Here is a 12,364-nt window from a genome sequence, read left to right on the forward strand (position 1 = left end):
ACCCCACGACGAAGGCAGGTCCTGATGCTCCGATTCGCGACCGGACGGCCGGCCCGCGCGGCAGCGGCCGCGGCCGTCGTCGTCCTGCTGGCCGGCTGCGCAGGGTCCGGCGCCGACGACCCCGACATCGACTGGCCGTCCCCGGCCACCGCGCCCAGCCCCGCCGCGTCCCCCGGCCTCAGCACCACCACGCCCGGCGGCACCACCACGTCGGCCACGAGCGCGCCCGCCGCCCGCCGGATCGCGCCGACCAGCGGATGCCCGTCAGCACCGGAACGACCGGCCGAGCCGGCCGACGGCGCGCTGACCACGCGCACCGAGCGGTACATCTCCGAGGTCAGCCAGAACCTGGTCCTGGACGCCGAGACCCTGGCCGCGCTACCCGGACTGCTCACCCTGAAACAGTCACCCGACCTGGACACGCCCGCAGCGTTCGCGAACGGCGCCTACGCCGCCAACACCGGTTGGGCGCAGATCGAACTGCAGAACACCAGCGACACCAGGATCCGCGTGCTCGACGCCTACCCGGTCAACCTCGTCCGCGAGTGCATGCCGCTGGACGCGCTGCTCTGGCTCCTCAGCGAAGGCGGCGACCCGCCCGACATGACGTTCGACATGGACAAGGCCGCACCGGCGGCCCGCGACGCCGCCACCGGCGACCTCTACTTCAAGAAGACGAAACTGACGCTCGACCCGAACAGCACCAGCTACCTGTCCATGTTCTTCACCACGACGTGGGGCGCCTACACGTTCGACGTCGGCATCGAGTACGACCACGACGGAGAGACCCGCACCGCCGTCCTGGACAACAAGGGCCGGCCGTTCCGGGTGGCGTCCGACCTCTGCGGCCAGGCCGCGGACCTCCTCGGCCTCCCGGAACAAGACGTCACCCACCTCAAGTCGCTGCGGTTCGACCAGGTGCGCGTCGTCGCCGACGACTTCAACGTCGTGAAGGCCGACCCGAAGGCCCACGCCGCGCAATGCCCCTGGTAACCCTCTGCTCCCCGCCGTCAAAGTTTGTGACCGCCGGGCTGAGCACGTCGTCACCTGGGCCGCAACAGGCCTGCGCTTCATGGGCCGACGGTGATGCCGGAGCTGTCGGCGTCCCGGTCAACGACGAATTTCGCCATGCAGCCCCGGTCGTTGTTCGCGATTTCCCAGACGTGCCCCCGGTAGGTGGTGATGTCGACTCTGTCGCCCGTTTGCAGGGTGTAATACAGAACTCGACTACCGGCCCCGTTGCGCCAGTACAACTTGACGTCTGGACTGTCGTTGTTCGTCACGGCCAAGGGCACCTGCACCCCATCGATGGTGTGCGATCTCATGGGAACGCACGAATATTGCGTGACCCCATAGTGGCCCCATGAGCCCCTTGCGTCCTCCGGAGCCTGCTCGACGCAGCCCCGAGGTGCGCATGCGGTGCCGGCGGCCGAAGCCGGGCAGGCCCCCACCGTTACGCCAGCGACCAGACCTGTGACCACGGCGGCGGCCCGTGTCGACTTTTTCATAATTTGTCCCCTCTCATAGCCGAGGACCCCAGCCCACCACCCCGTTTCGGGCGTCGTTTCGACATTCGCCCCGGCGGGGCCGTTCGCCCGATGGGCTATCGCCCGAATGGGCAGCTATCGGCTGATCGATGCCGAGAGAAATCGCCCCGCCCCGCACAGATTTCGGCCTGGCGGGCATGTCCAGGGGCGGGGCGATACCTCCCGGTCAAGTGACGCCCATGCGGTGCGCCGGCGACGTGCGGTTGCTGGTGTGGTCAGGCATAGCCGTAGCAGTAGACGCCGCCGGCGTTCCCGGTCGCCGTCCGGCACAGGCGGTGCAGGTCGGTGGCGAAGGCGTGCAGGCGTCGGGCAGGGTCCGGGTCGGCGAAGTACGGGAACTGCGCCCATGCCGGGACCAGGCTGTGCAGGTGGTCGAGGTCGCTGTCGGCGACGGCGCGGACCAGAACCGGCGGCAGCCGCAGCATGACGCGTCGCTCGTCGTTGGCGGCGGCGATCCGGTACTCCCAGTCTTCGAGGTCGATGTCGCTGCCGGCGCCGAGGACGAGACGGGCGTAGTGGCCGAGTTCCTGCGAGAACCCCACTCCGTCGATCTGCTCGCTGAGCAGTCCGGCGTCGGCCGGTTTCGGTGGCTCGTACGGGCTTGCGTCCCTGGTCAGCACCGCGACGGCGGCCGCGTCGGACCGGGCGGCGAAATAGGTGTAGTTCATGCCGCAGAAGGTAGCGGCCCTTGCGGAATGCCGGAACGGAGACCTGGCGCCAGCGTGCGCGCCGGCGCAGCACGGTGTACAGGCGGCAACAACGTTTCACCCCGGTCGGCGAGACGGGCGGCTCGGCGGTGGCGCGGTAGACGAGGGATGCGTACACCGTGCTCAGATCGTGTGGTCTGGGCGGAAGCGCCGGTCCAGGCGAAACGAGATGCGTTCCGGCTGCGTCCTCTTGTCCTATCGGCGGTCCGCAGCTGTACCCCCGGGGGTACAGCTGGCGCGACAGGCCAGCCGGTGCGGATATTTCCGTGAGGCCGTTTCCTACCCGGATGTGACCCGCCCCGTCGCCTCCTGGCGCAACAGGTCGAACAACATAACAGTCATTATGGTGCTAGCCGGTTTTGTCCGTTTCAATCGCGCGGCCGTATTATCGGATTACTGGTAATAGCAATGCGGTAATAGGACCGGCGTGATCCGCCCGGGACACGTCCGAGAGGGCCGGGCCATGGACACGCCGCTGCCTCGTGCGAAGGTGAAGCTGAGGGTGGCGCTTGAGCCCACCCGAGAACGCCGTGCCGGATCCGGGACGCGAGAACTGGTCGCGGACGCGGATCGGGCACCGATCAGCTTCGCGCGTCGCGCCCGTCTGTACGTGTGAGATCGAACTGACGAGAGGCCGCACGATGCGAAAACTGACCTTCGGGATGAACGTGAGCCTGGACGGCTACATCGCCGCGCCGGGCGGTGATCTGGGGTGGAGCGTACCGAGCGACGAGCTGTTCCAGTGGTGGTCCGACCGGGTGGGGGCGACCGGCCTGGCGTTGTACGGGCGCAAGCTGTGGGAGGAGATGAGCGCGCACTGGCCGACCGCGGACCAGCGGCCCGGCGCCACACCGGCGCACATCGAGTACGCTCGCCGCTGGCGGGACATGCCGAAGGTGGTGTTCTCCTCGACACCCCGCCCGGTCGACTGGAACACCCGCCTGGTCACCGGCGACGCGGTCACCGAGATCACCCGGCTCAAGGCCGGGGACGGCAGCCCGATGGACATCGGCGGCGCCACCCTCGCCGCGGCGGCCATGCGGGCCGGGCTGATCGACGAGTACGTGCTGCTCACCGCACCGGCGCTGGTGGGCGGTGGCACGCCGTTCTTCACCGCCCTGGACAGCTGGGTGAACCTCAACCTCGTGGAGACGCGGACGTTTTCCGGCGGCGTGGTACTGACCCGGTACGAGACGAAGCGCTGAACACGGCCACGACGCCGGTGACCGCCCCGCCGGCGGGGCGGTGGTGTCTCACAGTGTCGGTGGCAGGCCCAGCCATGGTTTGTCGGCGGCCTCGAATCCGGTGAGCTCGGCGATCTTCCCGTCGATGACGCGCAGGACCGCGACGACAAACAGCCGGTACTCCGCATCCCCGGGGGTGCGGAGGTACAGCACGGCGGCAGGCATGCGGTTGACCGTCGTCATGACGCCGCGCCAGTCGTCGTGGCCGCGCTGGAAGAGCCCACCGGAGACCCAGCCGTCCACCGCGTCCCCGGCCGTCGTGGTCACGACGCCCGGATCGGGCAGCATCGCGAAGCGCAGGTCGTCGCGGAGCAGGGACGTCAGCCCGGCGAGATCGTTGCGCTCATGGGCTTCGATGTACGCCGTCACAGCGCCACGCTCGGCCTCCGACAGCTCGTTCGTGGCGGGGCTTCGCCAGTCGAGGCGGCGGCCGGGCAGCCGCTCGCGCATCGTCACCCGGGCCCGCTGCAGGGCGCTGGTCACTGATGCGACGCTCAGGTCGAGGGCGCCGGCGGTTGTCGACGCCGGCCAGCCGAGGACGTCGCGCAGGATGAACACGGCCCGCTGCCGCGGCGGCAGGTGCTGCACGGCGACGATGAACGCCAGCTCGATCGTCTCCCGTGCCACCACCGATTCCTGCGGGTCCTCGGGAAGCATCCGATCCGGGTACGGCTGCAGGTGCGGCACCTCGGAGTCCGGGTCCGGCAGCTCCGACCGTACGGGCGTGCGGCCGTTGCGTTTCTCCAGGAAGTCCAGGCAGGCGTTCGTCGCGATCCGGTACAACCAGGTCCGCAGCGTCGCGTGGCCCCGGAACGACTCCCGCTTGTGCCACGCCCGCAGGAACGTCTCCTGCGTCAGGTCCTGAGCGTCCTCGTAGTTCGCGAGCATCCGGTAGCAGTGCACCTGCAACTCACGCCGGTGGCGCTCGGTCAGCTGCGCGAACCGCCCGGAATCCGCCGCGCGGACCGCCGCGATGAACGCGGCCTCGTCGGCGCCCAGCTGTCTGGCGTCGGTCATGGTCATTGATCCTTCCACCGGTGCGGGAGTTCCGACAGAACTGACGACGTGGCGGAGCAATCCTGATCGGTGAAGCCTGGCGAGAGCGCCGAAATGGTTGATTCCCGCCAGCACCCAGAGAGGCTCCGGCGGCGGGAGATCGGGTACGACGGCGAAGGCGAAGATTGCCTTCCACGAGCCCCACGCGAACAGGAAGCCGGACGCGGCGAGCGTCGCCACCGTGCCCTGTACGGCCCGGGCCGCGCCGGCCGTCGGCGCCCCGGCCGGTGAAGGCATCGGGCCAGCGGTGGCGTACGTAGAGCGGGAAAGCGATCGCCACCGCGAGGCATCCCCCACCCCTGACCCAGCGCCAGGCCCAGCAGGATGGCGGCTCCCGCCATACCGACGGTCAGACCGTTGATCAGCGACCGGTCGAGCCTGCTCCAGGCCCCGTCGTGCAGTCCTGCGCCGCGCAGGCCCTCGAGTGTCCAGACGATTTTGACGACGAAGTACGGCACCGTCGCCAACGCCGCCCCGTACCCGGCGACACGTTGCACCTTCGCCCACCGCGGTGGTGTGGTTCCGATACCGACTGCCATGGTCGATCCCCCGTTGCAGGCCCCGACATCGAAACACGCGACGTCTGTGGTCAGGCTGAGCTCCGCTCCGGGGACGGACCGGCCGGGCGGCACCGTGCCGTTGATTCTGAAGAGTGGCCGAGCCCTGTGCTGGGCGAACAGTTCAGCGAGGATTGCGAAGAGATCGACGGAATCGGGGGGCCGGCAATCAACGTGTCACCAAGTGCCAGATAGTTGATCTTGTAGTTTTGGCCGCGTCAACATGGTCAGCCGGTGGGCCGCCGGGCAACGGATTTTCCGCGTGACCTGCCGTCCGGGGGCGGGGAAATCCGGTGTCGGTTGTCGCACGGGGATGGTAGAAAGCCGCGGTGGAGAACACTGTGGAGTTCGCTGACCTGTTGCGGCTGATGGACGACCGGGCTACCGCTTTCCGGGCGGCGGTCGCCGCGGCACCCAGCCTCGACGTACGGGTGCCGACCTGCCCCGAGTGGACGGTGTTCGACCTGGTGCAGCACCTGGGCGAGGGACGCCACCGCTGGGCCGCCATCGTGGCCGCGGGGCCCGCCGACACTCCGCCGCCGACGTCCGCGCCGGTGGTGCCGCGGGAACGCGAGGCCCTGCTGGACTGGTTCACCGCGTCGACGGTGGCCCTGCGGGACGCACTGCGCGAGGCCGGCCCGGATCGTGGTTGCTGGACGTGGTGGGGTCCGTCGCAGTCGCCGCAGACGACCGGTGCCGTCGCCCGGCACCAGCTCCAGCAGGTCGCCGTGCACACCTACGACGCACAGGTCGCGGTGGGCACCCCGCAGCCGCTGCCGGACGAGGTGGCCCTCGACGGGGTCGACGAGTTCCTGACCACGTGCGTCGCGAACACGGCCGCGTGGCCGCACCGGCCCGCGGTCATCGACTACCACGCCACCGAGGGCCGGTCCTGGCGGCTCTGGTTCTCCACCGACGGTGCCCGCACCACCCGGCTCCCCGAGCCGGCCGCCGCCGAGAGGCCCGACGTGGCCTACGTGTCCGCCCGGGGCACGGCCAACGAGCTGGTCATGTTCTTCTACGGCCGCATTCCGGCGGACTCGCTGCGGGTCGACGGCGACCGCCGCGTCCTCGACCAGCTGATCGCCTGGGAACCGGAGGGATAGGACGCGCCGGCCGCGGCGCCTCTCGCCCCACGCCGTGGGCCCGGCGCCCGGTGGGCGTCCTCCAGGCCGTCAGTCAAGGGTCGACGCGTACCAGACCGCGCAGATCAGCCCGGCCAGCAGCGGAAGCGACCACACCATGAGCCCGACGCGGTACCGCCGCCAACGATCCGCCGAGTGCCGGAGCGCGAACCCGCCGGCACGGGGCGCCGCCGGCGCCGGCGGCTCGAGTTCCGGCGACCGCGTGACCGCCGCGATGCCACCGGTGTCCCGCGGTGGGCCGCCCACGGCAGCCCGGCCCGTGACCGGCGGCTGCGCCGACGGGAAGGCGAGAGTGCCGTCCGCGCGGTAGGTCGTCGATCCCGGACGTGGCGGGGAGACGGGCCGAGGATGATGGACGGCGGCGTACGGCACGTTGCTGTTGGGGATGATGTCCGGGTTCGGAATGCTCGTGCCCGCCAGATAGTCCGGCCTGTCATACCAGGGCGGAATGGTGCCGGGATCGAAGTCGCCTGCCGGATTCACACGGCCTCCCCAGATCGCTTCCGGTTCTCGGCCATCGTAGACGCCGGCGCGATGCGAACCCGGCCATGCATGTGCCGTTTCCTGCCGTGTTCTGGACCGCCTCATGCGCCGCGGCGCATGCAGACCCGGGGCCACCGGTCCAGCCCGTGCGCCGCCTCCCGAGCCCGGATCTCGCGCAACGCCGGCGTCAGTTCCTCGTCGGCGAGCACGACGAACCCGCACCGCTCGTAGTACGGCCGGTTCCACGGCACCCGCGCGAACGTCGTCAGCGTCAGCACACCCGGCACACTGTCCAGCAGCCGGCGACCCACACCGTGCCGCGCGCACCGCGGATGCACCGACACCTGCTCCACGTGCGGATGCGCGTCCACCACATCGGCCAGCAGATAAGCGCACGGCACATCCGCGTCGTCGGCCGCCACCCACGCACGACCGGCCCGCCGGTATTGCTCGAGCACCGCCACCGGCAACGGCTCGTCGTCGGCGATCTCCGGCATCCCCGCCGCCCGCTCGATGTCCCGCAACACCTCGAGCTCCCCGGCACGGACGACACGAATGCGCATCCGTCCATTGTCGTGCCACGATGCCGGAAGTGACGACCGCATTGACGTACACCGCCTTCGCGGACCGGGAAGCCCGCGGCGCCTCACTCACCTATGAACGCCTCTGCCGCGCCATTGCCGCCGACCCGGACATCCTCGCCCTGCTCGACACCGTTCCCGCGGCCAAACGGCAACCGAATCTGCTGCTCGCCGCGGTCCGGCTGCTCGGCGGTCCCGTCCACGACCCGGCCGCCTTCCACGAATTCACCCGTGCCCGCCTGAACCATCACGGCACCCCGCCACCGCTTCCCACCCGTACCCCCGCAAAGCCCGTCAGGGCTTCCAGCCCGGATCCCGCCCCGTCCGGGCCAGCAACCGCGCGAACGCGCCGGCCCCCGCAGGCGCCGCCACCTCAGGACCGAAAGCGCCCATCTTGCGGCCCATGTCGCCCATCTCGTCCAGGAACTCCCGACCGGCCGCGAGCACCGCCGGCGGCACGTCGAAACCCTGACCCGTCGCCACCGACAGGTCCCAGCCGTGCACGAGCAGGTCGGTCACCAGCATCAACCCGACCGTGCGCTGCGGCAGACCCATCCCCGGTGACACCCCCTCCAGCACCGCCGGATCACCCCACGCCGCACTCAGCGCCCGAAGGTCGGCGCCGAACGCCGCCCGCCAGTCACCACGGAGCCGGTCCGGGCCCGGCGACCAGTCGACCTCCTTGCGGGCCGCCAGGTCGGCGAAGTTGCCGGTCACCTGCAGCAGATGATTGAGCAGGTCACGCACCCGGTAGTCGGTGCACGGCGTGGGCGCGTCGAGCTGGTCGTCGCGGACACCGCGGACCAGGCCGGTCGCCGCCGGTGCTTCGGCGTCGATAAGTTCGCTGATCTCTGTGGACACCCGGACCAGCGTACGGAGATCCGGCACCGGCTTCCAGGCCTTCACCCGAAGGGAATCGCCGGACATGAATGCCGAGGCCGTTCAGTCCACGTCCACGGCACCCGGATGCGCCCGCAGGAACGCCGCCACCCGGTCCTGCCGCACCGCCCGGAAGAACCCACCGGCACGCACCCGCTCACCCAGATAGCGGCCGTCCTCGAAATACGGCTCCCCGCGCAGACCGAGAGTGGTCATCCGCCGCACCTCCAGCCCGGCCAGCTCCGCCGCCCACCCCAGCACCCCACGCCGCCCGGAGTCGACGGTCAGCGCATCACCGGCCGCGTCCACCACCCGCACCAGCCGCACCGGGTCCGCCGCGATCCGCTTCGCCACCGCCCGCACGAACTGCCGCTGATGACGCTGCCGGTCGTAGTCGACGTTCGGCAGCCCGTACCGCTGCCGCACATAATCCAAGGCCTCCCACGGCTTCAGGCGCACCGGCCGGGAACTCTCGCGGTACACCTTCTGCGGCCCCGTGTACGGCCGCAGGCAATCCGGGTTCACCCGGCACCGCGGCAACCGGTCCCGGGGCCGCCCGTCCGGCTTGCGATGCTCCGACACCACATCCTGATCGATGCGCATCCGCACCCCGCCGAGCGCCCCGACCATCCGCTTGAACCCACCGAAGCCGATCACCGCCCCGGCGTCGAACCGGCGGATCCCGGTCACCTCACCGACCGTACGCTCCAGCAGCTCCAAACCCTGCGCCACGTCGAACGACCCGTCACGCTTCCGGCTGCCCAACGCCATCGCCGAATTGATCTTCCCGCGGGTCGGGCCGGTACCCGACTTCACGAACCCCGGCACCCGCACCACCAGATCCCGCGGCAACGAGAACAGATACACCCCACGCCGATCCGCCGGCACATGCGCCACGATGATCGTGTCCGCCAGCGGCGCCGTCCGATCGTCACGCGGATCAATCCCCACGATCAGCATGTTCAACGGCCGCACCGGCTCCGCCGCCACCACCGGACTCGTCAACAGCCCCGGCGCCAGCAACACACTGCCCACGCCCGCCCCGATCCGCCCCCACCACCGGCCCACCAGCACAACCCCCCGTCCCGTCCCGCATCGGACACCAGGCAAACGCTAGAACCGCGACCGCCGCCCGGCCCGCCGTTCCGCACCCGATGCCCCGGACGGGCGACGCCGCTGCGCCGCCACCACCGCCAGCACGTTCACCACCACCACGATCACGATGCCCGCCCACTCGTGCACCGCCAGCACCTGACCCAGCAGCACCAGCCCCGCCAGCGCCGCGAACACCGGGTGAACGCTCATCACCACCCCGAAGAACCGCGGCGGCACCGTCCGCAGAGCCACCAGATCACAGGCGTACGGAATCACCGAACTCAGCACACCCGCACCCACCGCGAACAGCACCGACACCCACGTGAACGCCCCCTGCACGACAAGCACCACCGCCACCGGCAGATACACCACCGCCGACACCGTCGTCGCCGCGGCCGGCGCCTGCAACCCCGGCAACCGGGCACCCAGCATCCGGTTCAACACGATGTACGCCGCCCAGCACACCGCCGCCAGCACACCCGCACCGATCCCGAACCAGTCACTGCTGCCACCCGGCAGCACCAGCGCATACACCCCCAACCCGGCACCCACCGCACACACCAGGTCCAGCCGCGTCCGCGAACCCGCCAACGCCACCCCGAGCGGACCCAGGAACTCCAGCGTCACCGCCAGCCCCAACCCGATCCGGTCCACCGCCGTGTACAAACTCAGATTCATCGTCGCGAACACCAACCCCAGCAGCAGCGTCGGCCACCACTGCGCCCACGTGAACCGCCGCAGGTTCGGCCGCGCCACCGGCAACAACACCGCCGCCGCCACGAACTGCCGCACCGCCACCACCCCGGCCGGCCCGATCGCGTCGAACGCCCGCGCACCCACCGCCGCACCGACCTGATTGCTCGCCGCGCTCGCCACCATCGTCACCAGGCCACCGGCCAGCCCCGGCCCCCGCGCCGCCACCGGCAGCTCCACCACTCCCGCAGTCACGACCGCCAGTCTTCAACCCCACCGGCCGACAGAGAAATACGCGCGGCACCCGACTTATACGCTCACCGCATGGACGTCCAGTTGAGGCACCTGCGCGCCCTCGTCGCCGTCGTCGACACCGGCACCTTCACCGACGCCGCCACCGAACTCCGCACCTCCCAGGCCGCCGTCTCCCGCGCCGTCGCCGCCCTGGAGACCACCCTCGGCGTACGCCTGCTGCAACGCACCACCCGCCGCCTCGCCCTCACCGCCACCGGCGAACAGGTCCTCGCCGGCGCCCGCCGCATCCTCGACGAAACCGCCCACCTGCACCGCATCGCCGAACAATCCCGCACCGAACTACGCATCGGGTACGCCTGGGCCGCCCTCGGCAAACACACCCGCCGCCTGCAGCGCGCCTGGGCCACCGTCCAACCCGCCGTCCCCCTCGTCTTCGTCCACTCCAACACCGCCACCGCGGGCCTCAGCGAAGGCACCGCCGACGTAGCCGTCCTCCGCCGCGGCGCCCCCGCCCTCTCTCCCGCGCCTCCTCCCGCCGGCCCCCTGCTCGACGCCCGCTTCGACACCGCGCGGATCGGCCTGGAGCACCGCTGCGCCGCCATCGCCACCGACAACCCGCTCGCCCGCCGCCGCACCCTGCGCATCGAGGACCTCACCCGCTTCACCGTCGCCATCGACGCCCGCACCGGCACCACCACCCCCGAGCTGTGGCCCACCGGCCACGCCCCCGCCACCATCCGCCGCACCCATGGCGTCGACGAGTGGCTCACCCTCATCGCCGCAGGCCAGGCCGTCGGCATCACCTCCGAGGCCACCGCCAACCAGAACCCCCGCCCCGGAGTCGCCTACCGCACCCTGCGCGCCGTCCCACCCATCGAGGTGTGGCTGGCCTGGTGGCGCGACGACCCACCGGCCCAGCTGCCCGACCTGATCCGGCTGAGCCGAGAGGCGTACGGGACGGCGCTCTGAGCCCCACCGCGCAGCCCCACCGCACCGTCCGGGTCCGTGCATCCCGGACTTCTGGCACGGCGAGCCGCAGCCTCCCGGAATCGGCCGACCAAAGTTCTGTTGGGCGGCTGCCGTTGATTCCTTTTTGCTTTTTACGGGCTTTCAGCGAGCCGCTGAGCCGCGAGGCACACCCCGTAAGGCATCCTAGGAAGATAGGATGTTTGGCTGCCGGGTATCTTGAGCTGCGTGAAGACGCGTCTTGCCGTCACCCGCGCCGACCTCGCCGCCGACGTGTGCCAGGTGCCCGAGCAACTCGCCAAGCGGCTGCCCTCCTCCCTGACCGTCGTGTTCGACCACCGGGCGGACGGTGTCACCCCCGGGCGCATCGGCTTCACCAGCACTCTCAGCCAGGACATCGGGTGGCAGCTCAGCGACATCGCCTGGCCCGACGACCTGCAGCCCGGCGTGCTCATCAGCCTCACCTGGCAGGCCGCGAAGGAGGAGCTGCACCTGCGCACCGTGGCACTCGACGAGCCGATGCGGGTGGACGGCGTCGACTACTTCCACGAGTACGACCCCCGGGTCGTCACGCGCGAATTCGACCCCGGCCGGTCCAATCACGGCCAGGTGCTGGGCGTGATCCGTACACAGGGGCGGGTCTTCGAGGACGGCAGTGCCGTGTTCGCGGAGGCGGACCTGGCCGCGCGGTCGGGCCTGGGCCGCGGCACGAAAGGAACTTTCCTGTTGAAGAACGCGGTCGAACAACTGCTCCGTGAGGGGTACGTGACACGCGTCGAAGGCAGCCTCGACGCGGACGGAAACCCCTCCTACCCCGCGGTCGACGGCGAGCAACAAGCAGAGATGATGTTCTATGCGCCGCTGGTGGAACCGGTCCCCCACCCGTCCGGGGAACGGTCGGAACACTGGGTGAACGGTTTCGTCCGGAAACTGCCGCCGGGGGCCCGGCCGTCACCGAAACAAATGTCGCTGCACCGGCAGGCCATAGAATCGGAACAGATCGATGAGCCGCTGGCCCCGGGGTATACCTTCGTCAAGAAACACCACCGGCACGGCTAAGAGCAGCGCAGCTTCTCACAGCAGCCTCTCGCAGTAGCTTTTCGCAGCAGCCTTTCGCAGCAGCCTTTCGCACACGAACGGGCCGCGCACCCCGGCA

13 protein-coding genes and 1 pseudogene are annotated in these 12,364 nt (G+C 70.4%); 6 read left to right on the forward strand and 8 right to left on the reverse strand.

From position 1 onward, the window contains the following. Positions 1-24 precede the first annotated feature (24 nt). Positions 25-993, forward strand: coding sequence for a hypothetical protein (locus LPA41_RS32205; RefSeq protein ID WP_229074882.1), 969 nt, complete (start codon positions 25-27; stop codon positions 991-993). A gap of 77 nt (positions 994-1,070) precedes the next feature. Here LPA41_RS32205 and LPA41_RS32210 read toward each other — a convergent pair whose 3' ends face one another. Further along, entirely contained in the window at positions 1,071-1,301 is a 231-nt protein-coding gene (locus LPA41_RS32210; RefSeq protein WP_229074883.1) for a hypothetical protein, read from the reverse strand. A gap of 461 nt (positions 1,302-1,762) precedes the next feature. Further along, complete coding sequence (locus LPA41_RS32215; RefSeq protein ID WP_229074884.1) at positions 1,763-2,215, reverse strand: hypothetical protein; 453 nt, start codon at positions 2,213-2,215, stop codon at positions 1,763-1,765. 680 nt (positions 2,216-2,895) lie between these two features. Here LPA41_RS32215 and LPA41_RS32220 point away from each other — a divergent pair. Further along, positions 2,896-3,459, forward strand: a complete 564-nt coding sequence (locus tag LPA41_RS32220; protein ID WP_229074885.1) for a dihydrofolate reductase family protein — start codon at positions 2,896-2,898, stop codon at positions 3,457-3,459. A gap of 48 nt (positions 3,460-3,507) precedes the next feature. Here the strand turns inward: LPA41_RS32220 and LPA41_RS32225 are convergent, their stop codons facing one another. Next, on the reverse strand, positions 3,508-4,515 hold the full coding sequence (locus LPA41_RS32225; protein WP_229074886.1) for an RNA polymerase subunit sigma-70: 1,008 nt from the start codon (positions 4,513-4,515) through the stop codon (positions 3,508-3,510). Positions 4,516-5,440: 925 nt separating this feature from the next. On the opposite strand from LPA41_RS32225, the gene LPA41_RS32230 reads away from it, so the two are divergent. Further along, positions 5,441-6,217, forward strand: a complete 777-nt coding sequence (locus tag LPA41_RS32230) for a maleylpyruvate isomerase family mycothiol-dependent enzyme (RefSeq protein WP_229074887.1) — start codon at positions 5,441-5,443, stop codon at positions 6,215-6,217. A gap of 69 nt (positions 6,218-6,286) precedes the next feature. Here LPA41_RS32230 and LPA41_RS32235 read toward each other — a convergent pair whose 3' ends face one another. Continuing rightward, a complete protein-coding gene (locus LPA41_RS32235; protein ID WP_229074888.1) occupies positions 6,287-6,739 on the reverse strand; it encodes a hypothetical protein in 453 nt (150 codons plus the stop codon). Between the two features lie 101 nt (positions 6,740-6,840). Then, positions 6,841-7,302 (reverse strand): GNAT family N-acetyltransferase, encoded by a 462-nt coding sequence (locus LPA41_RS32240; protein WP_229074889.1) that lies wholly within the window; start codon positions 7,300-7,302, stop codon positions 6,841-6,843. Between the two features lie 29 nt (positions 7,303-7,331). Here LPA41_RS32240 and LPA41_RS32245 point away from each other — a divergent pair. After that, positions 7,332-7,556 (forward strand): annotated as a pseudogene (locus LPA41_RS32245) (DUF2332 family protein); the annotation flags it as partial. A gap of 58 nt (positions 7,557-7,614) precedes the next feature. On the opposite strand, the gene LPA41_RS32250 reads toward LPA41_RS32245, so the two are convergent. The 3 genes from LPA41_RS32250 to LPA41_RS32260 all read right to left on the reverse strand — a co-directional run bounded on the left by LPA41_RS32250 (position 7,615) and on the right by LPA41_RS32260 (position 10,242). Continuing rightward, entirely contained in the window at positions 7,615-8,181 is a 567-nt protein-coding gene (locus LPA41_RS32250) for a TIGR03086 family metal-binding protein (RefSeq protein WP_229074890.1), read from the reverse strand. Positions 8,182-8,262: 81 nt separating this feature from the next. Beyond that, positions 8,263-9,159: an LCP family protein gene (locus LPA41_RS32255; protein ID WP_229074923.1), complete on the reverse strand. Its 897-nt coding sequence runs from the start codon at positions 9,157-9,159 to the stop codon at positions 8,263-8,265. 153 nt (positions 9,160-9,312) lie between these two features. Further along, on the reverse strand, positions 9,313-10,242 hold the full coding sequence (locus tag LPA41_RS32260; RefSeq protein ID WP_229074891.1) for a DMT family transporter: 930 nt from the start codon (positions 10,240-10,242) through the stop codon (positions 9,313-9,315). Positions 10,243-10,311: 69 nt separating this feature from the next. Between LPA41_RS32260 and LPA41_RS42555 the strand changes: the two genes are divergently transcribed. Together LPA41_RS42555 and LPA41_RS32270 are read left to right on the forward strand one after the other, a co-directional pair. Beyond that, the gene (locus LPA41_RS42555; RefSeq protein ID WP_304523811.1) at positions 10,312-11,211 is read left to right on the forward strand and encodes a LysR family transcriptional regulator; all 900 of its coding nucleotides are present in this window, start codon (positions 10,312-10,314) and stop codon (positions 11,209-11,211) included. A 225-nt stretch (positions 11,212-11,436) separates the two neighbouring features. Beyond that, positions 11,437-12,267: a hypothetical protein gene (locus LPA41_RS32270; RefSeq protein ID WP_229074892.1), complete on the forward strand. Its 831-nt coding sequence runs from the start codon at positions 11,437-11,439 to the stop codon at positions 12,265-12,267. The last annotated feature ends 97 nt before the right edge of the window (positions 12,268-12,364 follow it).

This window comes from Actinoplanes sp. DH11 (assembly GCF_020873875.1).
Taxonomy (GTDB): Bacteria; Actinomycetota; Actinomycetes; order Mycobacteriales; family Micromonosporaceae; genus Actinoplanes.

Bases quoted from the DNA above. Each gene is read 5' to 3' on its own strand.
- LPA41_RS32205 (WP_229074882.1), top strand. From the start codon at position 25: ATGCTCCGATTCGCGACCGGACGGCCGGCCCGCGCGGCAGCGGCCGCG.
- LPA41_RS32255 (WP_229074923.1), bottom strand. From the start codon at position 9,159: ATGCTGATCGTGGGGATTGATCCGCGTGACGATCGGACGGCGCCGCTG.
- LPA41_RS32220 (WP_229074885.1), top strand. From the start codon at position 2,896: ATGCGAAAACTGACCTTCGGGATGAACGTGAGCCTGGACGGCTACATC.
- LPA41_RS32225 (WP_229074886.1), bottom strand. From the start codon at position 4,515: ATGACCGACGCCAGACAGCTGGGCGCCGACGAGGCCGCGTTCATCGCG.
- LPA41_RS32240 (WP_229074889.1), bottom strand. From the start codon at position 7,302: ATGCGCATTCGTGTCGTCCGTGCCGGGGAGCTCGAGGTGTTGCGGGAC.
- LPA41_RS42555 (WP_304523811.1), top strand. From the start codon at position 10,312: ATGGACGTCCAGTTGAGGCACCTGCGCGCCCTCGTCGCCGTCGTCGAC.
- LPA41_RS32215 (WP_229074884.1), bottom strand. From the start codon at position 2,215: ATGAACTACACCTATTTCGCCGCCCGGTCCGACGCGGCCGCCGTCGCG.